20 protein-coding genes are annotated in these 21143 nt (G+C 67.3%); 7 read left to right on the forward strand and 13 right to left on the reverse strand.

Annotated elements, in window-relative coordinates; genetic code table 11:
• Positions 1-13: 13 nt before the first annotated feature.
• Positions 14-1906, reverse strand: coding sequence for a glycoside hydrolase family 99-like domain-containing protein (locus N7573_RS08610; RefSeq protein WP_125892543.1), 1893 nt, complete (start codon positions 1904-1906; stop codon positions 14-16).
• A gap of 118 nt (positions 1907-2024) precedes the next feature.
• On the opposite strand from N7573_RS08610, the gene N7573_RS08615 reads away from it, so the two are divergent.
• A complete protein-coding gene (locus N7573_RS08615; RefSeq protein WP_279943124.1) occupies positions 2025-2612 on the forward strand; it encodes an alpha-ketoglutarate-dependent dioxygenase AlkB in 588 nt (195 codons plus the stop codon).
• A gap of 4 nt (positions 2613-2616) precedes the next feature.
• Here the strand turns inward: N7573_RS08615 and N7573_RS08620 are convergent, their stop codons facing one another.
• From N7573_RS08620 to N7573_RS08635, 4 genes are read right to left on the reverse strand one after another with little or no spacing between them, the layout of a single operon-like run.
• Positions 2617-3258, reverse strand: a complete 642-nt coding sequence (locus tag N7573_RS08620; RefSeq protein WP_049398417.1) for an ABC-type transport auxiliary lipoprotein family protein — start codon at positions 3256-3258, stop codon at positions 2617-2619.
• Complete coding sequence (locus N7573_RS08625) at positions 3255-4181, reverse strand: MlaD family protein (protein WP_014035909.1); 927 nt, start codon at positions 4179-4181, stop codon at positions 3255-3257. Before N7573_RS08625 ends, N7573_RS08620 begins: the two co-directional genes overlap by 4 nt.
• Before the next feature lie 3 nt (positions 4182-4184).
• Positions 4185-5012, reverse strand: coding sequence for an ABC transporter ATP-binding protein (locus N7573_RS08630; protein WP_279913912.1), 828 nt, complete (start codon positions 5010-5012; stop codon positions 4185-4187).
• A 1-nt stretch (position 5013) separates the two neighbouring features.
• Positions 5014-6135 (reverse strand): ABC transporter permease, encoded by a 1122-nt coding sequence (locus N7573_RS08635; RefSeq protein WP_032127999.1) that lies wholly within the window; start codon positions 6133-6135, stop codon positions 5014-5016.
• A 92-nt stretch (positions 6136-6227) separates the two neighbouring features.
• Between N7573_RS08635 and N7573_RS08640 the strand changes: the two genes are divergently transcribed.
• Positions 6228-7487: a threonine/serine exporter family protein gene (locus tag N7573_RS08640; RefSeq protein WP_049398420.1), complete on the forward strand. Its 1260-nt coding sequence runs from the start codon at positions 6228-6230 to the stop codon at positions 7485-7487.
• 115 nt (positions 7488-7602) lie between these two features.
• Here the strand turns inward: N7573_RS08640 and N7573_RS08645 are convergent, their stop codons facing one another.
• The 3 genes from N7573_RS08645 to N7573_RS08655 all read right to left on the reverse strand — a co-directional run bounded on the left by N7573_RS08645 (position 7603) and on the right by N7573_RS08655 (position 10848).
• Positions 7603-7986, reverse strand: a complete 384-nt coding sequence (locus tag N7573_RS08645) for an H-NS histone family protein (protein ID WP_005415203.1) — start codon at positions 7984-7986, stop codon at positions 7603-7605.
• 223 nt (positions 7987-8209) lie between these two features.
• Positions 8210-9913 carry a proline--tRNA ligase gene (locus tag N7573_RS08650; RefSeq protein ID WP_279913887.1) on the reverse strand — a complete coding sequence of 568 codons (1704 nt, stop codon included), beginning with the start codon at positions 9911-9913 and terminating at the stop codon, positions 8210-8212.
• Between the two features lie 560 nt (positions 9914-10473).
• On the reverse strand, positions 10474-10848 hold the full coding sequence (locus N7573_RS08655) for a DUF4124 domain-containing protein (protein ID WP_100437948.1): 375 nt from the start codon (positions 10846-10848) through the stop codon (positions 10474-10476).
• 80 nt (positions 10849-10928) lie between these two features.
• Here N7573_RS08655 and pssA point away from each other — a divergent pair, with 80 nt between their 5' ends.
• Genes pssA through rimI form a run of 3 tightly spaced genes read left to right on the forward strand, consistent with a single transcriptional unit; the run spans position 10929 to position 12705 of the window.
• On the forward strand, positions 10929-11705 hold the full coding sequence (gene pssA / locus N7573_RS08660; RefSeq protein ID WP_019660986.1) for a CDP-diacylglycerol--serine O-phosphatidyltransferase: 777 nt from the start codon (positions 10929-10931) through the stop codon (positions 11703-11705).
• Positions 11702-12211 (forward strand): hypothetical protein, encoded by a 510-nt coding sequence (locus N7573_RS08665; RefSeq protein ID WP_100437847.1) that lies wholly within the window; start codon positions 11702-11704, stop codon positions 12209-12211. Before pssA ends, N7573_RS08665 begins: the two co-directional genes overlap by 4 nt.
• Positions 12208-12705 (forward strand): ribosomal protein S18-alanine N-acetyltransferase, encoded by a 498-nt coding sequence (rimI, locus tag N7573_RS08670; RefSeq protein ID WP_032128003.1) that lies wholly within the window; start codon positions 12208-12210, stop codon positions 12703-12705. Before N7573_RS08665 ends, rimI begins: the two co-directional genes overlap by 4 nt.
• A 104-nt stretch (positions 12706-12809) precedes the next feature.
• Here the strand turns inward: rimI and N7573_RS08675 are convergent, their stop codons facing one another.
• From N7573_RS08675 to N7573_RS08695, 5 genes are all read right to left on the reverse strand, one after another.
• Positions 12810-13631: an EamA family transporter gene (locus N7573_RS08675; RefSeq protein WP_049400290.1), complete on the reverse strand. Its 822-nt coding sequence runs from the start codon at positions 13629-13631 to the stop codon at positions 12810-12812.
• A 121-nt stretch (positions 13632-13752) separates the two neighbouring features.
• Positions 13753-16581 (reverse strand): valine--tRNA ligase, encoded by a 2829-nt coding sequence (locus tag N7573_RS08680; RefSeq protein ID WP_279913473.1) that lies wholly within the window; start codon positions 16579-16581, stop codon positions 13753-13755.
• 33 nt (positions 16582-16614) lie between these two features.
• Positions 16615-16806, reverse strand: a complete 192-nt coding sequence (locus N7573_RS08685; RefSeq protein ID WP_012510005.1) for a YqaE/Pmp3 family membrane protein — start codon at positions 16804-16806, stop codon at positions 16615-16617.
• Between the two features lie 19 nt (positions 16807-16825).
• Positions 16826-17251 carry a DNA polymerase III subunit chi gene (locus N7573_RS08690; RefSeq protein WP_049400292.1) on the reverse strand — a complete coding sequence of 142 codons (426 nt, stop codon included), beginning with the start codon at positions 17249-17251 and terminating at the stop codon, positions 16826-16828.
• Positions 17252-17333: 82 nt separating this feature from the next.
• Entirely contained in the window at positions 17334-18812 is a 1479-nt protein-coding gene (locus N7573_RS08695) for a leucyl aminopeptidase (protein WP_279913472.1), read from the reverse strand.
• Positions 18813-18916: 104 nt separating this feature from the next.
• Between N7573_RS08695 and lptF the strand changes: the two genes are divergently transcribed.
• Both lptF and lptG read left to right on the forward strand, forming a co-directional pair.
• The gene (gene lptF / locus N7573_RS08700) at positions 18917-19999 is read left to right on the forward strand and encodes an LPS export ABC transporter permease LptF (RefSeq protein ID WP_032128008.1); all 1083 of its coding nucleotides are present in this window, start codon (positions 18917-18919) and stop codon (positions 19997-19999) included.
• Positions 19996-21102: an LPS export ABC transporter permease LptG gene (lptG, locus tag N7573_RS08705; protein WP_279913471.1), complete on the forward strand. Its 1107-nt coding sequence runs from the start codon at positions 19996-19998 to the stop codon at positions 21100-21102. Before lptF ends, lptG begins: the two co-directional genes overlap by 4 nt.
• Positions 21103-21143: the final 41 nt, after the last annotated feature.

The following is a 21143-nucleotide window of genomic DNA, read 5'->3' on the forward strand; positions in this document are numbered from 1 at the left end:
CGCAGCGCCAGCCTCAGGGCTGGCGTTGTGGGCCTGCGACGACGTAGCCTGCGTTGGCAACAAGGTCCGGCAGCAACTGTATGACCGAGTCAAATGCACTGTCGTTGTCCAGCTCAGTGGGATAGCAGTGCGCATCCAGTAGGGATCGCAGCGCCGCTGCCCGCAGCCACATCGTGTCTGCTGCCTGCGGCGTTGGCGCGCGCGTCAGCCCAAGCCGGGCTGCCCAGCGCAGATGACTGCGCGAAACGACGATTGCCTCCCGGGTGGATGTCGCGAGCATGCCCAGCGCAGGTTTCTCGCTGAACTGCTGAAGCGCGGCATCGATAGCGGCCGCCCCGGGTAGCTGCTGTCCAGCTTCGCGGCTTCCGCGCAGATCCAGCCAGCAGGCCAGCAATGATGGATCCGGACCGAAGGTTTCCAGAGTCTGCAGGATGCTGGGCAATACATTGCCAGCATGGCCGATGATATCGACCGCAGCGTCCTGCGGGCGTAGCGCGGTTGGAATGAACACTCGGTAGCTCACCCCCAGTTTGCACGCGGCATCACAAGCGGTGGTGATCAACTCGGGATCATCAATGAGAACCAGCAGGCAAACCTGCAGGGGTGAGGCGAGCGGAGTCGGGGACAGCGCTTGGCGCGTCGCGTCGAGCCAGGCATGCCCAAGCCGTGCATCCGGTTCCAGCACGGCGCCTTCTGCCCATTCGTTCCAGGCGTTGATGAACACCATCCGCTGGGTCGCCGGCGCCGGGGCCAGGCGTTCATGGATCGTGGTATGCAGCCAGTCGCGGTAGCCACGTGGTGAAGCGTGCAGGTAAACGCGGCCGCGACCGGAACGACGTGCTTCGTTGTCCCAACCAGGGTTTACGCCTGGGTATAGCGGATAGTCCGGCAGCGGGCGTGCTGCGATTTCTGCAGCCAGTTCGCGCCAGTCGCGCACATCGCCATTGAAGGCCGGATTGAGCAGCCATTGTTGCGCCGACAGCGAACGCGGATTACTCATGTTCGGCGGGAACTCTACTGCCGCATCGAACCCGATGTCGCGTGGATCCGGGCGCTCGAAGCCCTGCACGTACGCCAGGTGGATCTCGCCGACACCGTTGTCGCGACACCAGCGACGCCAGCGTTCGGCGGTCGCACGGGCGTCTGGCAGCAGGTGCGGGCGATAGACCAGCAGCATCGGCCGGCCCTCGACCTTCAATGCGCGGCGGTCGCGCAGGTAGGGCGCGACATGTGCGATGAAGGCCAGATCGTCCTCGGCGCTGTGCTGCTGGCCGATCAGGATGTCCTCGTCGCGGCCGTCCCAGCGTCGTGCCCAGTTCTCGTTGGCCCAGCACAGGCAGAACGGCAGTTCGATGCTGTCGTCTTCCAACCATTGGCGCAGCGGATCCTCCATCAGGGTGCGGCCGCTGAACCAGTAGTAGTAGAAGCAGAACGCGCCGATGCCGTACTCAGCTGCGAGGCGTGCCTGGTCCCGCATCACATGAGGGTTGCGCAGGTCATAGAAGCCCAGGTCTGCAGGCAGGCGCGGCTGGATGTGGCCCTCGAACTGCGGCAGGGCGCGGGTCACGTTGCGCCACTCGGTAAAGCCCTTGCCCCACCAGGCGTCGTTCTCTGGGAAGGTGTGGAACTGCGGCAGGTAGAAAGCGACCAGCGTCGCCGGCATGGGCGACGGCAATGCTCCCTCGCGCCAGGGCACGTGGCCGATCGCCGGCTCGTCGGCACGCCGGCGCAGCTGGGCGCTGGCGCGCGTGCCCCCCTCATCCTGCTGTCCCTTGGGCGGCGGCGGCACCCAGTCGCCATGCCGTGCCAACAGCCGGGTGCGCAATCGGTCGCGCTGCGCCTGCGGCAATGGCAAGGCCCGGAACAGGGCGCGCAGCAACGGGAACAGCGACTGGCGCAGGCTCATCGGGCGGGGCCTCGCGACAGGGGGCGGTAGGACGGGATCAGCATCTGGGCAACAGTCATGGCGCCATTTTCGGTGCTGGCGGCCATGACGGCAAACGGCGGCGTGCTAGCGTGTGACCATGCTGCTCCCCCACGACCTGCCCGATGCCGATGTCCAGCACCTGCCGGGCTGGCTGGCCGCGACCGATGCCGACCGGCTCCTGTCCGTGCTGCAGGCCGAAGTCCCCTGGGAAGTCCACCGCATCCGCATGTTCGGCAACTGGGTGGATTCGCCGCGGCTGAGCTGCTGGATCGGCGATCCGCAGGCGCGCTACCGCTATTCGGGGGCTGAATTCGTGCCGCACTTCTGGCCACCCGCGTTGCAGGCCATGCGTGATCGCCTGCAGGTGGAGGGCCTCGGCCGCTTCAACAGCGTGCTGCTGAACCGCTATCGCGGCGGCGGTGATTACATGGGCTGGCACAGCGATGACGAGCCGGAGCTGGGGCCGGCCCCGGTGATTGCTTCGCTGAGCCTGGGCGCAGCGCGGCGCTTCCTGCTGCGCCGGCGCGATGACCCGGCGCGGAAGGCCGAGTATCTGCTCGGCCACGGCGATCTGCTGGTGATGGCCGGTCAGACCCAACAGTTCTATCAGCACGCGCTGCCGAAGATGGCGCGGGTGCAGGGCGAGCGGATCAACCTGACGTTCCGCTGGATCACGCCGCGCTGATCGATCAGCGCGCGACGGTCGGCTGGTCGGCCTGTCCGCTCAGCAGCGTCCAGCCCACCACATCCTGCGCCAGCTGCTGCAGGCCGCGCTCGAAGGCCGCGGTCACCGCCGGTACGTCGGTGCTGCCGACCGGCTGCGCCTGGCGGAAGGTGCGGTCAGCCACCACGCGCTGGTCGGCGACGTGGATCAGCTTGGCGTTGACCTCGATCACCACCGTCGGCGTGGCCTGTCCCTGGTAATCCGATTCGAAGCGGCGCACGTCGGTGGACAGCTTGTAGTCGGCGCGGATGCCGGCGGTGCTGCGGGCCACGCCGCGGATGCGGCCGGAATCCTCGAAGCCGCGCAGCAGGGTGTCCTCGATCATGTCGGTGGCCGGCTGGGCCCAGCTGGCGCCCTTGTAGATCTCCAGCTGCGACGGCGTCGGCCGCACGTTGATGCGCGGACTGTCGACCATGCGCGCGGCGCTGGGTTTGGCCAGTACCAGCTGCCAGCTCGCCTGTGGCCACGCCGGGTCCGCCTTGACCTGCACGGACGGCGAGTACAGCGTCACTGCGGTTTTCTCGCTGCTGCCAAGGATGGAGCAGCCGCCCAGCAGGGTGACCATCGAAGCGGCCAGCAGCAGGCGCGGAAGGGTGGTCGGGCTCATTTGGGTTCGAACTCCTTCGGTGCGTCGCGGCCCAGCAGGTAGCGCGCGGGGTTGTTCTCGAGGCGGTCGCTGACCCGGCGCAGGTCGCGGATCAGGCCGCGCAGTTCGGTCAGCGTCGGGCCGAGCTGGCCGAGGCCATCGTTGGCGAAGCTGTTGATGGCAGCGCGGTTCTCGCCAAGGATCGAATCGGCGTTGCCGGCGGCCGAATCAAGCTTGGCCAGAGTGCCGTCGAGCTTGTCGATGATGCCCGGCAGCTGCTGCACCAGGTTCTTGTCCAGGCGCTCGATGGTGCCGTTGGTGGTCTTCAGCGTGGTGTCCAGGCTGCGGGCGGCGTCGCGCGCGCTGAGCAGCAGCGCCTGCGTGCCCTGGTCACGGTCGGCCAGACCACCGCTGATGGTTTCCAGGTTGGCCAGTGTCGCGTTGATCGAAGCCACGTTGCGGTCGCTGAGAATCTGGTCCATGCGCTCGACGATGCGGTTGGCGACGTCGGTGATGTTCTGCAGCGCCGACGGCGTGGTCGGGATGATCGGCGCCGGGTCCTTGTTGACCGTGGTCAGCGCCGGCGACTGCGGCGTGCCACCGCTGAGCTGGATGATCGACGGGCCGGTCAGGCTGGTGATCGCCAGCTTGGCGCGGGTATCGGTCTTGACCGGCGTGTTGGAGTTCAGGCGGATGCGCGCGACCACCTGGCGCGGGTCGTCCGGTACCAGGTTCAGTTCGGTGATCGAGCCCACGGCGATGCCGTTGTACTGCACCGGGCTGCCCACCGACAGGCCGGTAACCGCTTCGCGGAACACCACGCGGTATTCCTGCCAGGTGCGGTCGGAAGAGTACTTGGCGGCCCACAGGCCGAAGGCCAGCAGGGCCAGGCCGGTGATCAGGGTGAACGCGCCGATCAGCACGTAGTTGGCTTTGGTTTCCATGGCTCAGGCACTCTCGATCTGTTCGCCACGCGCGGCACGCGCGCGGGGTCCGTGGAAGTATTCCTGGATCCACGGATGATCCAGTTTCTCGATGTCAGGCAGCGGCGCATTGGCCACGACCTTGCGGTCGGCGATCACCGCTACCCGGTCGCAGATCGCGTACAGCGTGTCCAGGTCGTGGGTGATCAGGAACACGGTCAGTCCCAGCGCTTCCTGCAGGGTCTTGATCAGGCGGTCAAATGCAGCCGCACCGATCGGGTCGAGGCCTGCGGTCGGTTCGTCCAGGAACAGCAGCGGCGGATCCAGCGCCAGCGCCCGGGCCAGGCCGGCGCGCTTGCGCATGCCGCCGGACAGCTGCGAGGGCAGCTTGTTGATCGCATCGGCGGGCAAGCCGGCCAGCTTCACCTTCAGCAGCGCCAGTTCGTAGTGCCAGCGCTCGGGCAGTTCGCGATGGTGCTCCTTCAGCGGTACCTGCACGTTCTCGCCCACCGTCAGCGACGAGAACAACGCGCCGTCCTGGAACAGCACACCGGTGTTGCGTTCGATGTGCAGGCGGCTCTCGGCGTCGTCGGCGCGCGCGTCGCGGCCGAGCACTTCGATCTGCCCGGCATCGGGCACGCGCAGGCCGAGGATCGAGCGCATCAGCACCGATTTGCCGGTACCCGAACCGCCCACCACGCCGAGGATCTCACCGCGGCGCACGTCCAGGTCCAGGTCTTCATGCACGGTCTGGCTGCCGAAGCGGTTGACCAGACCACGCACGCGGATGGCCAGGTCATGGCCGTTGTCGTCCTGCATGGGAATTTCTTCGGGCGTCGCATGCGTGCTCATGTCACCAGTCCATGTGCATGAACCACAACGCCGCGAAGGCGTCGATGATGATCACCAGCGAGATGGTCTGCACCACGCTGGAGGTGGTGCGTTCGCCAACCGACTGCGCCGTGCCTTCGACCTTCAGGCCTTCCAGGCAGCCGATCAGGCCGATCACCAGCGCGAACACCGGCGCCTTCGACAGGCCGACCAGCATGTGCCGCACTTCCATCGTCTCGTGCATGCGCGCGATGTACATCTGCGGCGGAATATCCAGGTCGAACGCACCCACCGTGATGCCGCCGGCCAGACCGGCGACCATGGCGATGAAGGTCAGCAGGGGCAGGGTGACCAGCAGCGCCAGCAGCCGTGGCAGCACCAGCAGGTCGATCGGGTCCAGGCCCAGAGTGCGCATCGCATCGATTTCCTCGCGCGCTTTCATCGCACCGATCTGCGCGGTGAAGGCGCTGGCGGTGCGGCCGGCCAGCACGATCGCGGTCAGCAGTACCGCGAATTCGCGCAGGAAGGCAATGTTGACCAGTTCGACCACATAGATCTCGGCGCCGAAGTCGCGCAGGATGGTCGAGCCGAGGAAAGCGATCACCGCGCCAACCAGGTAGGACAGCAGTGCCACCAGCGGTACCGCGTCCAGCCCGACCTGCTCCATCTGATGCACGGTGGCGGTCAGACGGAAACGGCGGGGTTCCTTGACCAGGCGCGCGGCCTTGACCAGGTTCTCGCCGAGGAAACTGCACAGCGCCTTGATGTTGTGGCCGGTGGCATGGACGCTGACACCCAGCCGTTCCAGTGCAGCCAGCACGCCGAAGTCGCGCTTGGGCTTGGGCCGGTCGTCGGCCACTTCCTCGATGGTGCACACCAGCGCCTGGTGGTCCGGGCGGAACTTCAGTGCGTCCTCACCGAGGTCGGCGCGATGGGCCACGCGCAGCACCTGCAGCACGCCGGCCGAATCCATCTTCTCGATGGCGGTGGCATCGATGCCGGTTAGCGTGTCGGGAACGCCGCGCAGCACTTCGGCCGCGGCCAGCGCGGTCTTCAAGGTCCAGGTGCCGGACAGGCGGATCACGCCCGGGTCATGGGCATCCTGTTCGAGCTGGGGGGCGTGGTTCGGGGTCACTTGGGCCATTCGGGTCGCAGCATAACCGTTCTGTATTGGGCATCGCGTCGAACTCGGATGAATTTCTCCGGTAAGGCCCAGCCTAGGTAATACTACGGCGCATGTCCGCAGACGCTCACACGATCCCCACGCCCCAGGCCACCTACGCGCAGCGCGTGGCCTTCGTTTCCGAGATCGCCGGACGCCTGCACAGCTACGGCACAACGGCCCAGCGCCTGGAAACGGCAGTGGTGGCACTGGCCCGCCAGCTCGATCTGGATTGTGAACCGTGGTCGAATCCCACCGGTATCATCCTCAGCTTCAGCGACCCTGCGCAGGCGATCGGCTCCAGTGACATCACCCGCGTGATCCGCCTGGCCCCCGGCGAGAACGACCTGCACAAGCTCAGCGTGGCCGATCATATCGCCGAGGAAGTGGCCAACGGGCGGATGAGCATCGCCCAGGGCCACACCGCGCTGCGCCAGCTGGACAAGGATCCGGGCCGGCGCGGCAAGCTGCGCACCATCCTTTCGTTCACCCTCGGCGCGGCCGGTGTGGCCGGCATGTGGAAGCTGCCGTGGCTGGACATCGCGACTGCCGGTGTCATCGGCCTGATGATCGGCCTGCTCGGCATGGTCACCGACCGTCGCCCGGCCACCCGCGAAGCCGCCGAGGCACTGGCCGCGCTGCTGGCCGGCCTGGTCGCCACCCTGGTCGCGTCCTTCATCGGCGCGCTCAACCTCAACACGGTGATCATCGCCTCGCTGGTGGTGCTGCTGCCCGGCATGTCGCTGACGAATGCGGTCAATGAACTGGCCAGCCAGCACTGGGTGTCGGGTACCGCGCGCTTTGCCGGCGCGCTGACCACCATCATGAAGCTCAGCGTCGGCGCGATGATCGCGGTGACCCTGGCCGACGTGCTCGGGCTCGATCCGGTGATCCGCGCCACGCGGCCGCAGGGGCCGTGGGTGGAGTGGGGCTCACTGCTGACCGCAGCGTTTGCCTTCGCGATGCTGTTCAAGGCCAACCGCCGCGATTATCCGTGGGTGATCGCGGCCTCGGTCGCTGGTTATGCGATCTCCAAGTTCGGTGGCCACGCCTGGGGCGCGCCGGCTGGCATCTTCCTGTCGGCGATGCTGCTGACCGCCGGTGGCAATCTGTTCGGCCGCCTCGTCGGCCGCCCGGGCGCAATCATCCGCCTGCCCGGCATCATCATGATGGTGCCCGGCAGCACCAGCCTGCGCGGCGTGCTGACCCTGGTCCAGCAGCAGGACGTGGGCGCCGGCCAGAGCGTGTTCCTCACCGTGCTCAACGTGGTGATGGCGCTGGTCGCTGGCCTGCTGTTCGGCAACCTGCTGATGCCGGCCCGCAAAACCCTGTAATCGCCCTCTGGGCTGCTTCCTGTGGGTGTGGACCGTTGGTCCACACCCCTTTCCTTTCCGGGGAATGAAAAACGCCGGCTTTCGCCGGCGTTTTTCAGTGCATCCCGATCCGGCCTCAGGCCTTCTTGATCAGGAAATCTTCCGGCTTCTTGTTGCCCTTGGCGGTGAGCTCGGCCATCCAGCGCGGCTGCTTGCCACGGCCGGTCCAGGTTTCCTTCGGATTGGCCGGGTTGCGGTACTTCGGCGCAACCTTGCCCAGCTTGCGGCCAGCGGTCTTCGACGGTGCCTTGGCAACCTTGGCCACCTTGCGCGCGCGGGGGGCCGGGGCGTCGCCGAACAGTTCCTCGATGGTGTAACCCTCGGTCTTGGCCAGCTTGGTCAGCTGTGCCCGGACCTTGGTGATCGGCCGGCGCTTGGCGACGATGGTCTGCTGTTTCTTGGCGGTGCGGATCAGGGCGCCCAGCTCGCGTGCCGACAGGCCGGTCAGGTCAATGCTCATTTACGGTTACTCCGGAAACTAATAAGTGGACGGGACGAGCCAGTCCCTGGCGTCGCGGGACAGAATAAAGATGAATTAATCCCAGCACAAATGCAGACCGGTCATGGCCTGGCAGCATCCCGGCTGCATTGCGTCGATTTTGACCGGATTATGTCCGCTGCAATATTGCTCAAATGGGCGTCAGGCAAAAAAAAGACCGGGGCATGCCCCGGTCTTTTCCTGATCAACCCTGCAGGCCCTGCAGCAGGGTGGCCTTGTCCAGGCTTTCCGCTTCGCTGGCGCGGCGCGAACGGTACTCGTAGGTGCCGGCGGCCAGGCCACGTTCGCTGACCACCACGCGGTGCGGGATGCCGATCAGTTCCATGTCGGCGAACATCGCGCCCGGGCGCAGGCCACGGTCGTCGAGTGCCGCGTCCAGGCCCGCATCGCGCAGCTCCTGCAGCAGGTTGGCCGCGGCGTCGGCCACGGCGGCGTCGCCCTTCGGATTGATCACGCATACCACCACCTGCCACGGCGCCATCGCGTCCGGCCAGATGATGCCGGCATCGTCATGGTTCTGTTCGATCGCGGCAGCCACCACGCGCGAGATGCCGATGCCATAGCAGCCCATCGCCATCACCGCGGCCTTGCCGTTCTCGTCCAGAACGGTGGCATCCAGCGCTTCGGCATACTTGCGGCCGAGCTGGAACACGTGGCCGACTTCGATGCCACGGGCGATCTTCAGTTCACCACCGTCCAGCGCGCGGTCACCGGCACGCACGTTGCGGATGTCGGCCACTTCCGGTTCCGGCAGGTCGCGGCCCCAGTTGACGCCAGCCAGGTGGAAACCGGCTTCGTTGGCGCCGACGACGAAGTCGGACATCGCCGCCACTTCGCGATCGGCCACCACGCGGATGGCCTTGGCCGGGGCGACCGGGCCGAGGAAGCCCGGCACGCTGCCCAGGTGCTCGGCGATTTCCGCCTCACTGGCGAAGCGCTGCTCGTCCAGGCCGGCAACCTTGGCCAGCTTGATCTCGTTGACCTCATGGTCGCCGCGTACCAGCAGCAGCACGAACTGCTGTGCCTTGCCTTCGCCGGCGATCAGCGCCACCGATTTCACCGTGCGCTGCAGGTCGATGCCGAGCAGCGCCGCGACATCCTCGCAGGTCTTCTGGGTGGGGGTATCGACCTTGCGCATGGCTTCGCTGGCGGCCGCACGCGGTGCCGGATCGGCAGCGATCGCCGCTTCCATGTTGGCCGCGTAGTCCGAACCGGTGGAGAACACCAGCGCGTCTTCGCCGGAATCGGCGATGACGTGGAATTCCTGCGAGGCATCACCGCCGATCGCGCCGGAGTCGGCCTGCACCATGCGGAAATCCAGGCCGAGTCGGGTGAAGATGCGGCTGTAGGCCGACTTCATGTTCTCGTACTCGCGTACCAGGCACTCATCGTGCAGGTGGAACGAATAGGCGTCCTTCATCAGGAACTCGCGCGAACGCATCACGCCGAAGCGCGGACGGATCTCGTCGCGGAACTTGGTCTGCACCTGGTAGAAGTTGACCGGCAGCTGCTTGTAGCTGGACAGCTCGCTGCGCGCGAAGTCGCAGGCGGCTTCTTCGGCGGTCGGGCTGTAGCAGAACACCTGGTCCTTGCGGTCCTTGATCTTCAGCAGCTGCGGGCCGAACTTCTGCCAGCGCCCGGTCTGCTCCCACAGTTCCTTCGGCTGGATGGTCGGGATCTGGAATTCCACGGCACCGGCGCGGTCCATTTCCTCGCGCACGATGCGCTCGACCTTGCGCAGCACGCGCAGGCCCAGCGGCGACCAGGTGTACAGGCCCGATGCCAGCTTGCGGATCATGCCCGCGCGCAGCATCAGCCGGTGGCTGGTCAGCTCGGCGTCGCTGGGGGTTTCCTTGGTGGTGTGCAGGTGAAACTGGGAGAGGCGCATCGTCGGCTTCGGATAACGGCAGAGACGCCTATTCTGCCAGCCCGGCCGGGGGGAGGGGTATCGGCAGGGCTGCGCCCTGCACCCGCCTCAAGCAACGTCAACTGCAACTGCAACAGCGGGCTTCCCGTGGGATGGCGGGGTGGGTCCGGTTGCGGGGGACGCCGTAAATACGTCCCTGTGGCTCGGTCGCGCCATCCATGGCGCTCACGCCCTCGCAACCGGACCCACCCCGCCTTCGACAGTTTTCCGCGATCTGTCGCCCTTTTGTAGGGCCGAGCCATGCTCGGCTGCTGTTCGATCAATTCTCGAACTATTCAATTTCCATGGAGATTCATCCACGCATGGCGTGGATCTACTGACCACCGGGAATCTGTCGGGGGTGGGGCGGTGTCGGGTTGCGGGGTGTCAGCCGCATGGATGCGGCTGCCAAGCCTACATGGACGTACTTGCGGCGTCCCCGCAATCCGACACCGCCCCGCCATTCCACGGAATGCCCGCTTTTGACGTTGCCCTTGCCATTGCCTCTGCGGGTGCAGGGCTGCAAGCCCTGCCGATAACCCTCACTCCGCCGGGCAGTAGGCCTTGATGGCGGCTTCAGCCAATCCCTTCTGCGCGCTGCGCTGCTCCGGAGCCAACGGGGTATCGGCCTTGCCATCACCATCGGTGTCCTGCATCACCTGGCCGCCGCCGTCCAGCAGGGCCAGGTTGGCGCGGGCGGTGCTGCACTGCTCGGGCACCGGCGCGGCCGGGGTCTCGGCACTGGCCGCCGCCTGGGGACTGCGCGCCTGCGCCCGGGTCTCGAACTTCCTGCCCGCCGGCGGGGTCTCCGAATACTGGGTCACGCCATTGGCGTCCTTCCATTTGTAGACCGGGCCGGCCACGGCGTTGGCACTGGCCAACAGCAGCAGGCATCCAAGGCAGGACAGGGCACGCATGGCAAACTCCACGGAATGGGCGTAGAACGCCGATTGCAGCATTGGCGCCGAGCACTGGCAAGTCGATTAAACTGGATTCCATGGACCCGATCACACCGCCGCCGCGTTCGCGCACGATTTACCTGCTGCCCAACCTGTTCACCACAGCCGGCCTGTTTGCTGGCTTCTACGCGATCATCGCCGCGGCCAACGGGGACTTCGTCAACGCCAGCATCGCCGTGTTCGTGGCGGCGGTGATGGATGGCCTGGATGGGCGCGTGGCGCGCCTGACCGGCACCAGCAGCGAATTCGGCGTGCAGTACGACTCGCTGGCCGACCTGGTCAGCTTCGGCATGGCCCCGGCGCTGGTGATGTACCACTGGTCGCTGTCGTGGCTGAAGTTCGACGACCCGCTGCTGGGTCGCGTCGGCTGGGCCGTGGCCTTCCTGTATGCCGCCTGCGCGGCGCTGCGCCTGGCCCGCTTCAATACCCAGGTAGCGGTGGTTGACAAGCGCTGGTTCGTCGGCCTTGCCAGCCCGGCCGCAGCCGGCCTGATGATGTCCTTCGTCTGGGCCTTCGCCGATGGCAACCTGGGCTGGGACGGCAACCAGCTGCGCTACGTGGCGCTGGCGGTGACGATCATCGCGGCGCTGCTGATGGTCAGCCGCATCCGCTTCTGGAGCTTCAAGGGCGGCGGCGCCAAGGGCACCCGCTCCGACCGCGTGCCGTTCCTGGTACTGGCCCTGGTGCCAGTGGCGATCGCCATTGCGGTCATCGACCTGCCGCGCGTGCTGTTCGCGGTGGGCATCCTGTATGCCTTGTCGGGCCCGGTGATGTGGGCCGTGCAGCGCCTGCGCAAGAAGCCCGAGGCCGCGTGAGCGAGGACCTGCCCGTGCTGTGGTCACCGGCCCAGCAGGCCTGGCTGCAGGCCATGGGCTACACCGTCTATCACGACGGCCAGCTGGCCGCCGAGCTGGATGCCGCGCTGCAGCTGAGCGTGGCCGACGCCGAGGCGGCTGCCACACCAGCGGCGGAGCAGGCGCGGGCGTCAACCGCACCCGCGCGCGAACCTCTGGCTGCGGCCGCACCGGTTTCCCGCCAGGAACGCCCGGCGCCAGCGCGTCGCGAGACCCCGGTCAGCGCACCGGACACCGCGCCCGCGGCTGCCCGGCCGCTGCCTGGCGGCAATGCCCGGCAGCCGGTGGTGCGCCTGCCGGATCGCCTGCAGATCGCCTTGCTGCGCGCGTCCGGCTGCAATCCCAATGATCCGGCCACGCAGGCGCTGATGGACAGCTGGCCGCTGGACCAGCTGCGTCAGGACCCGGCCGCCAAGCGCGCGCTGTGGCCGCAGCTGCGCGCCCTGCGCAAGCGGGGTGCGCCATGAGTGCGGTCAGCCAGCCCGGTCCGGTCAGCCTGCGCGCGCTGCGCGAGAGCGACCTCAACGCGGTGATGGCGATTGAAGTACGCGGCTATCCGTTTCCCTGGACCCGCGGCATCTTCGTCGACTGCCTGCGTGCGGGCTATCCGGGCCTGGCCATGGAGCGTGATGGCCAGCTGATCGGCTATGGCGTGCTCAGCATCGCGGCCGACGAAGCCCATGTGCTGAACGTCTGCATCGATCCACTGACGCAGTCGCGTGGGCTCGGACGTCAGTTGCTGCGCGCGCTGGTACAGCTGGCCGGCGACCGGGGTGCGCAGCGTGTGTTCCTGGAAGTGCGTCCGTCCAACACACCCGCGCTGGCCTTGTACCACAGCGAAGGCTTCAACGAGATCGGTCGCCGCCCGCGTTACTACCCGGCCGCACAGGGCCGCGAAGACGCGGTGGTGATGGCGATCGAACTGGTCGACGGCGACCTGCAGGCGATGCCGCCGCTGTAACGGAGCAGGGTTGCCGGCCTGCGGCCGGCACTACCGATGGATCTCCGCTGTCATCGACACATCACCTGCCGTGGTAGGTGCCAGCCTTGGTTGGCACGCTTTCCTCACGCCAGCCGCAGTGCCAACACACCCCCGACGATCAACGCCGCCGCCAGCCAGCGCGCGCGCGGAATCCGTTCGCGCAGCAGGAACACCGAGATCAGCAACGCGAACAGGATCGACGATTCGCGCAACGCCGAGACCATCGCCACCGGCGCCTGGGTCATTGCCCACAACGCCATCGCATACGAGGTGGTGGTGCCGACGCCACCGGCCAGCCCCAGCGGCCAGTGCTGCCGCGCATAGTCCAGCACCGCGCCGCGGCGCGTGTACAGCGCCCACAGTGGCAGTGGAATGCCCGACAGCAGGAACAGCCACAACGTATAGCTGAGTGCGCTGCCGGACTGACGCGCGCCCTGCGCATCGACCAGCGTGTAGGTGGCGATCATCGCCGCGGTCAGCAGCGGCAGGCGCAGCTGGCCGCCGCGCGCGCCCAGCGCCATGCACAGGATGCCGGTGCTGACCAGCACCACGCCCAGCCACGCCGCAGGCGGCAGCTGCTCACCGAGCAGGGTGCCCGCCAGCGCGACCAGGATCGGCGCGCTGCCACGCATCAGTGGATAGGCCAGGCTCATGTCGACCTGCTGGTAACAGCGTGCGACCAGGCCGTAGTAGGTCACCTGCAGCAGCACCGACGCGCCCAGCCACGGCCAGCTGTGCGCGGCGGGAAATGGCAGGAAGGGCAGGGCGGCAGCCGACAGCAGCGCGGCACTGCCGGTCACCAGTACGGTGCCGAGGAACTTGTCCGGCCCGCGCTTGACGATCGCGTTCCAGCTGGCGTGCAGGGCTGCAGCGGCGAGAACCAGCAGGAAGATGGAAAGCGGCATCCGCCGATGATGCCATGCGCGGGAAATGTAGAGTCGAGCCATGCTCGACTGCTGTCATGAGTCGAGCACGGCTCGACTCTACAAAAGGAAACGCCGGGCAATACCCGGCGTTTCCCTGCGCTTACAGCTTCGCGCGCTGTTCGCGCAGGCCGGCCAGCTGGGTGTTCCAGTCGACCAGGCGCACGCGTTCCTGCTCGACCACCGCCGGCGGCACCTTGTCGGTGAACTTGGCGAGCTTGGTTTCGCTCTTCTCCTGCTCGCCTTCCACGCGCTTGATCTCCTTGTCCAGGCGGGCACGCTCGGCGTCGAGATCGACCAGGCCTTCCAGAGGCACCAGCAGCTTCAGTTCACCGACGATCGCGGCGGCAGCCGGCGGTGCGCTTTCGCCTTCGGCCAGCCACTGGATGCTGTCCAGCTTGAGCAGGAACGACAGCGAGGCGCTGAAACGTTCGATGCGCACGCGGTCCTGCTCCAGCCCGGCCTGCAGGCGCAGCGGCACCTGCCTGGACGGGGCGACGTTCAGTTCGCTGCGCACGCGACGCACCGCACTGATCACCGCCTTCAGCCATTCCACGTCGGCCTCGGCCTGGGTGAAATCACCGGCGAATTCGGCGGCGGTCGGGTAGGGGCGCAGCGACAGCGTGGTTTCGGCCAGGCCCAGGCGCGGGGCCAGCTGCTGCCACAGCTGTTCGGTGATGAACGGTGTGAGCGGGTGCAGCAGGCGCAGCAGCGCTTCCAGCACGTACAGCAGAGTGTGGCGGGTGCTTTCGGCGTCGGCGGCATCGGCACCATTCAGTGCCGGCTTGCTCAGCTCCAGGAACCAGTCGCAGAACTCGTTCCAGGCGAACTCGTACAGGCACTGCGCCAGCAGGTCGAAGCGGTAGTTGGCGTAGTGGCCCTGCGCCTCGGTGGACACCGCCGCCAGGCGCGCAAGGATCCAGCGCTCGGCATCGGTGCGCGGCGTCGGCACGCCGGTGAACGTTGCACCCTCGGTGTTCATCAGGGTGAAGCGGCTGGCGTTCCACAGCTTGTTGCAGAAGTTCTTGTAGCCCTCGGCGCGGTTCATGTCGAACTTGATGTCGCGGCCGTGGGTGGCCAGCGCGGCGATGGTGAAGCGCAGCGCGTCGGCACCGTGGGCAGCAATGCCGTCCGGGAATTCCTTGCGGGTGGCCTTCTCGATCTTCTCCACCATCTTCGGCTGCATCAGGCCGCCGGTGCGCTTGGCGACCAGATCGTCGATGGTGATGCCGTCGATGATGTCCAGCGGATCGAGCACGTTGCCCTTGCTCTTGGACATCTTCTGGCCCTGGCCGTCGCGGATCAGGCCGGTGAAGTAGACGTCCTTGAACGGGATCTTCCCGACCAGGTTGTCGGTGGCCATGATCATGCGCGCCACCCAGAAGAAGATGATGTCGAAGCCAGTGATCAGCACCGACGACGGCAGGTAGCGGTCGAAGCCGCGCTCGGCCATGGCCTGTTCGTTCGGCCAGCCCAGGGTGGAGAACGGCCACAGCTGCGAGGAGAACCAGGTCTCCAGCACGTCGCTTTCCTGGTTCAGCACCACGTCGCTGCCCAGGTTGTGCTTCGCCCGCACTTCCTCTTCGCTGCGACCGACGTAGCAGCTGCCGGTGGCTTCGTCGAACCACGCCGGAATGCGGTGGCCCCACCACAGCTGGCGGCTGATGCACCAGTCCTGGATGTTGTTCATCCAGTGGCGGTAAGTGTTGATCCAGTTCGGCGGCACGAAGGAAATGCTGCCGTCTTCGACCAGCTCCAGGCCACGCTTGGCCAGGTTGTCCATCTTCACGAACCACTGGTCGGTCAGGTACGGCTCGATCACCTGGCCGGTACGGTCGCCGCGCGGCACCTGCAGCTTGTGCGCCTTGGTCTCGACCAGGATGCCCAGGTCTTCCAGCTCGGCCAGCACGGCCTTGCGCGCGGCGTAGCGGTCCAGGCCCTGGAAACGCTCCGGCGCGTTTTCGTTCAGCGCCGCCACCGGGGTGAACAGGTTGATCATCGGCAGGCTGTGGCGCACGCCCACTTCGTAGTCGTTGAAATCGTGCGCCGGGGTGACCTTGACCACGCCGGTGCCGAAGGCACGGTCCACGTAGTCGTCGGCGATCACCGGGACGCGGCGGCCGGTCAGCGGCAGCACCACGCTCTTGCCGATCAGATGTGCATAGCGCTCGTCTTCCGGGTGCACCATCACCGCGGTATCGCCCAGCAGGGTTTCCGGGCGGGTGGTGGCGACGACCAGGTAGTCGCGGGTTTCGCGCAGGGTTTCCACGCCGTCGGCATCGCGCTCGACGTGTTCGTAGCTCAGGCCCTCATCCAGCGTGTAGGCGATCGACCACAGGAAGCCGTCTTCCTCGGCGCTTTCCACTTCCAGGTCGGAAATGGCGGTCTTCAGCACCGGGTCCCAGTTGACCAGGCGCTGGCCGCGGTAGATCAGGCCCTGCTCGTACCAGCGCACGAAGGCCTCGTTGACCGCCGCCGACGGCTGCGGGTCCATGGTGAAGGTGCTGCGCGACCAGTCGGCGGAGGTGCCGAGGCGGCGCATCTGGCGTTCGATGGTGTCGCCGGACTGCTGCTTCCACTCCCAGACCTTGCCGATGAAGCCTTCGCGGCCCAGCGAATCGCGGGTCTCGCCCTTACCTTCCAGCGCCAGGTTGCGGCTGACCACCATTTCGGTGGCGATGCCGGCATGATCGGTACCGACCTGCCACAGGGTGTCGTAGCCACGCATGCGGTGGTAGCGCACCAGCGCGTCCATCAGGGTCTGCTGGAAGGCGTGGCCCATGTGCAGGGTGCCGGTCACGTTCGGCGGCGGCAGCAGGATGGTGTACGGCTCGCCCGTGCCGGACGGCTTGAAGTGGCCGGCCTTCTCCCAGGCCTCGTAGAGGTCGGTCTCGAAGGACTTCGGGTCGTAACTGGAGGCGAGTTGGGTCATGCGGGGGAACCGGTAATCAAGGCGGAAGGGAGATCAGCGCGGCCCGAGGGCGCGCCGGATCTTCTGGTCGGTGTGGTACTGGCTGACCGCGTAGGCGGCCCAGATGGCGGCGGGCAGCCAGCCGATCAGGGTGATCTGCAGGATCAGGCAGACAATGCCGGCAAACGGCCGGCCGATGGTGAAGAAGGACAGCCAGGGAAGAATCAGGGCGATCAACAGGCGCATCAAGGGGTCCTCGCTGGACTTACATGTCGTGCTTGTTCAGGTCGTAACCGGCGGCCTTGTACTGGCGCCAGCGTTCGCGCAGCGGTTCGCGCGCTTCCGGGTCGGCCGGAACCACTTCCAGCACGCGCTCGCACTCGCCCAGCCAGGGTTCATCACGCAGGTTGATCACCAGCGGGCGCGCCGGTGCCTCGGTGCCGGGCACGGCAATCAGCACCAGGGCTTCTTCCTCGTCCATGTCCTCGCCGGCGATCTGGTGCGGGATGTAGGCATCGTTGTCGAACGCCCACAGCAGTTCGTCCAGCTCCTCGGCCTGGGCCTGGTCGCGGGCCAGCACCAGGGTGAACAACCCGGCGTCGTTGGCCTTGCGCGCCAGCTCGCAGACCAGGCGCAACGGCTCGGTCAGGAAGCGGGGCTTGGCGATCAGGTAGAAGTCGGCGCGGGGCATGGCAGGGTCCGGGTCAGGCAGGGGCCCGGCAGTGCCGGGCGAGGCCCTGGCCGGCGGGCGCCGGCCAGGGTCGGGTACGGCATCAGGCGCGGGCGACCTGGTCCAGCAGCCACTGGCTCAGCAGGCCGACCGGGCGGCCGGTGGCCATGCCACGCTTACCTTCATCGCTGGCCACGCCGGCGATGTCCAGGTGGGCCCAGCGCTGGCCTTCGGCGAAGCGCGACAGGAAGCAGCCGGCGGTGATCGCACCGGCCCAGCGGCCGCCGATGTTGTAGACGTCGGCGAAGGTCGAATCCAGCATCGGCTGGTACTCGTCCCACAGCGGCAGGCGCCAGGCGCGGTCGAACACGTGCTCGCCGGCGGCCAGCAGCTCGTTGGCCAGGTCGTCGTGCTTGCTCATCAGGCCGGCGGTCTGGTGGCCCAGGGCGACCATGCAGGCGCCGGTCAGGGTGGCGACGTCGACCAGCGCGGCCGGCTCGAAGCGCTGCGCGTAGGTCAGCGCATCGCACAGGATCAGGCGGCCTTCGGCGTCGGTGTTGCCCACTTCGATGGTCTTGCCCGACATCGAGGTGATCACGTCGGACGGACGGTAGGCGTTGCCGTCGATGGCGTTTTCCACCGCCGGCACCACCACCACCAGGTTCAGCGGCAGCTTGGCCTTGACCGCAGCGACGAAGGTGCCGATGACGTTAGCGCCACCGCACATGTCGTACTTCATCTCTTCGATGCCGCCCTGGGTCTTCAGGTTGACGCCACCGGTATCGAAGGTGATGCCCTTGCCGACCAGCACGTACGGCTTGGCGTCGCCGCCATTGTTCCACTTCAGCACGACCAGGCGCGGGCGGTTGGCCGAACCACGGGCCACGGCCAGCAGCGAGCCCATGCCCAGTGCTTCCATCTGGTGCTCGTCGAGGATCTCGGCTTCGGCACCGTCGTGCTCGCCGGCGAACTTCACGCCGACCTCGGCCAGATGGGCCGGGGTGCAGTAGTTCGGCGGCAGGTTGCCCAGTTCGCGGGCGAACTCGACACCGGCGGCGATGGCCTGGCCCTGAGCCAGGGCCTGCGCGTCGTCACCGGCGATGGCCAGCTGGGCCAGGCCGGCGTCGTCGGCCTTCTTCTTGCCCAGGGTGGCGGTGTAGCGGTACGCGGCGTGATCGGCGGCGATCACCGCCTGGCGGATCGCCCAGGCCGCGTCGCGGTCCTTCACCGCCACTTCGGACAGGGTGAACAGTGCGCTGCGGGCAGCACCAGCCTTCAGCGCGCGCACGGCGTCGCCGACGGCCTTCAGGTACTGCGGCACGCCGAAACGGGCGACTTCGCCGAGGCCGACCACCAGCACGCGCGGGGCGGTCACGCCCGGCAGGTCATGCAGCAGGGTGGTGGCGCCGGTCTTGCCGGACAGGTCGCCGCGCTGGGCCAGGGCGGCCAGGCGGCCACCGCTGGCGGCGTCCAGGGCCTGTGCGGCCGGGGTCAGGGTATGGTCGGCATACGCGCCAACCACCAGGCAATCGACGGTGGCGGCGGCCGGAGCAACGTGGTTCAGGGTGAATTCGAGGGCCATTGAGCAGATTCCATTGGCGAGTCCGTACAATCGCAGGCCGTTTACGCCCAGACAGTAGACTGGGCGGCACCGCGAACGAACCCCAGAGTTTAAACCACCGCCCCATGCTGAAGCTCGACCGATACCTGCTGGGCGATTTCGTCCAGAGTTTCCTGGCTACCCTGATCGTCCTGCTGGTGGTCAGCGTGGGCGGCGTGCTGGTGGACATCCTCGGCAACATCGCCGACGGGCGCCTGCCGGCCAAGCTGCTGTTCTCGCAGCTGGGCCTGCAGTTCATCGCCTACCTGCCGCTGATCCTGCCGCTGGCGCTGATGCTGGGCCTGCTGCTGGCCATCGCGCGCCTGTACCGCGACTCGGAAATGGCAGTGATCACCGCCATTGGTGTCGGCCCCAAGCGACTGCTGCGGCCACTGCTGATGCTGGTGGTGCCGGTGGTGGCCCTGGTGGGCGCCTGCTCGCTGTGGCTGGGCCCGTGGGCCGGCCGGGTGGCCGAGCAGATGATCATCGAGGCCAACCGCAGCGTGCTGATGGCCGGTCTGGAGCCGGGCCGCTTCACCCCGCTGCCCAATGGCGGCGTGGTCTACCTGTCCTCGATCTCGCCCGATGGCACCCAGCTGGGCAAGGTGTTCCTGCAGCGCCAGAAGGATGACCGCCTGGAGGTGGTGTCGGCCAATGGCGGCCGCATGTTCTTCGAGGGCACCCGTCAGCGCTTCCTGGAGTTGGATGACGGCCACCAGGTGGAAGGGCCGGTGGCTGGTGGCCTGGACTACCGCCTGGCGACCTTTGCCCGCAATGACGTGGCCCTGCCCGATGGCGCGCAGACCCGCACCGAGGATGACCCGGAACTGATGCCGACCCTGCAGCTGATCGGCGATGAGCGTCCGCAGGCGCAGGCGCAGCTGCACCGCCGCCTGGCGCCGCCGCTGATCGCGCTGGCGTTCGCCCTGCTGACCGTGCCGCTGGGCCGCAGCTCGCCGCGCCAGCAGCGCTACGGCCGCATGATGCTGGCGCTGATGGCCTACATGGTCGGCACCAATCTGATGTTCATCGGCAGCGGCTGGATCGCCAACGGCAAGATCCCCCCTGCGCTTGGCCTGTGGTGGTTGACCCTGCCGTTGCTGGCGCTGGCAATCTGGATGTATGCACGTGATGGCCGCCTGGGCCGCCCGAAGGGAGCCCGCGCATGAGGCTGCGCCCGATGCGTTTCGACCTGTACCTGGGCCGGTCGGTGTTCACCACGGTGCTGCTGACCTGGGCCGTGCTGGTCGGCCTGGACGTGGTGATGGCGTTCTCCGGCGAGTTCAAGGACATCGGCAAGAACGGCTACACGCTGGGCCATGCCGCCGCCTGGGTGCTGTATACGGTGCCACGCCGCGCCTACACCATGTTCCCCACCGCCGCGGTGATCGGTGCACTGATGGGCCTGGGCCAGCTGGCAGCGACCTCGGAGCTGACCGCGCTGCGTGCGCTGGGCCTGTCGCGCAAGCGCCTGAGCGTTTCAGTGGCGATTGCGCTGTCGCTGCTGACCGCGGTGATGGTGTTCAGCGCGGAGACCCTGGGCCCCTGGGGCCAGGACCGCGCCGATGCGTTGAAGTCCAGCGCCAAGTGGGGGCGGGATATCGCCACCAGCCGCTACTCGGGCCTGTGGGCACGCGAGGGCGATACCTTCCTCAACGCGCAGAGCGGCGAGGAGCAGCTGGTCGGCGACAAGGGCACGCGCCTGATCCTGCGCGACGTGCGCCTGTACCGCATCGCCGAGAATGGGGGCATCGCCTCATTGACCCATGCCGACACCGCCGAGCATGACAAGGATGGCTGGGTGCTGACCGGGGTACGTCGCGATACCTTCGGCGAGCGCTCGGCGACCCGCCAGGAAATCGCGCGCGAACCGTGGAATTCGAAGCTGGATGCGGCCGCATTGGCCACCGGCATCGCCAAGCCGCGCAACCTCAGCCTGGCCGAACTGAGCACCAGCATCACCTACCGGCAGCGCAACGGGCTGGACGCGCGTGACTTCGAGGACGTGTACTGGAGCCGCTGGTTCTACCCGGTGAACGTGCTGGCGCTGTGCCTGGCGGCGGTGCCGTTCGCGTTCGGTTCGCTGCGCAGCGGCGGCATGGGCAAGCGCCTGTTTCTGGGCATCCTGTTCGCGCTGGGCTTCTGGTTGCTGCAGCTGTTCTTCGGGCGCATGGCCGGCGCGCTGAAGTTCGATTACCGCATTGCCTATGCGCTGCCACCGATCGTGATGCTGGCGGTGTCCGGACTGCTGTTCCGGCGCAAATCGGGTTGATTCCCAGGGAGCCGGGCAAGGCCCGGCTGTTTCCGTTTCAC

The sequence above is a fragment of the Stenotrophomonas sp. GD04054 genome (genome assembly GCF_029836955.1).
Lineage (GTDB): Bacteria > Pseudomonadota > Gammaproteobacteria > Xanthomonadales > Xanthomonadaceae > Stenotrophomonas > Stenotrophomonas maltophilia_A.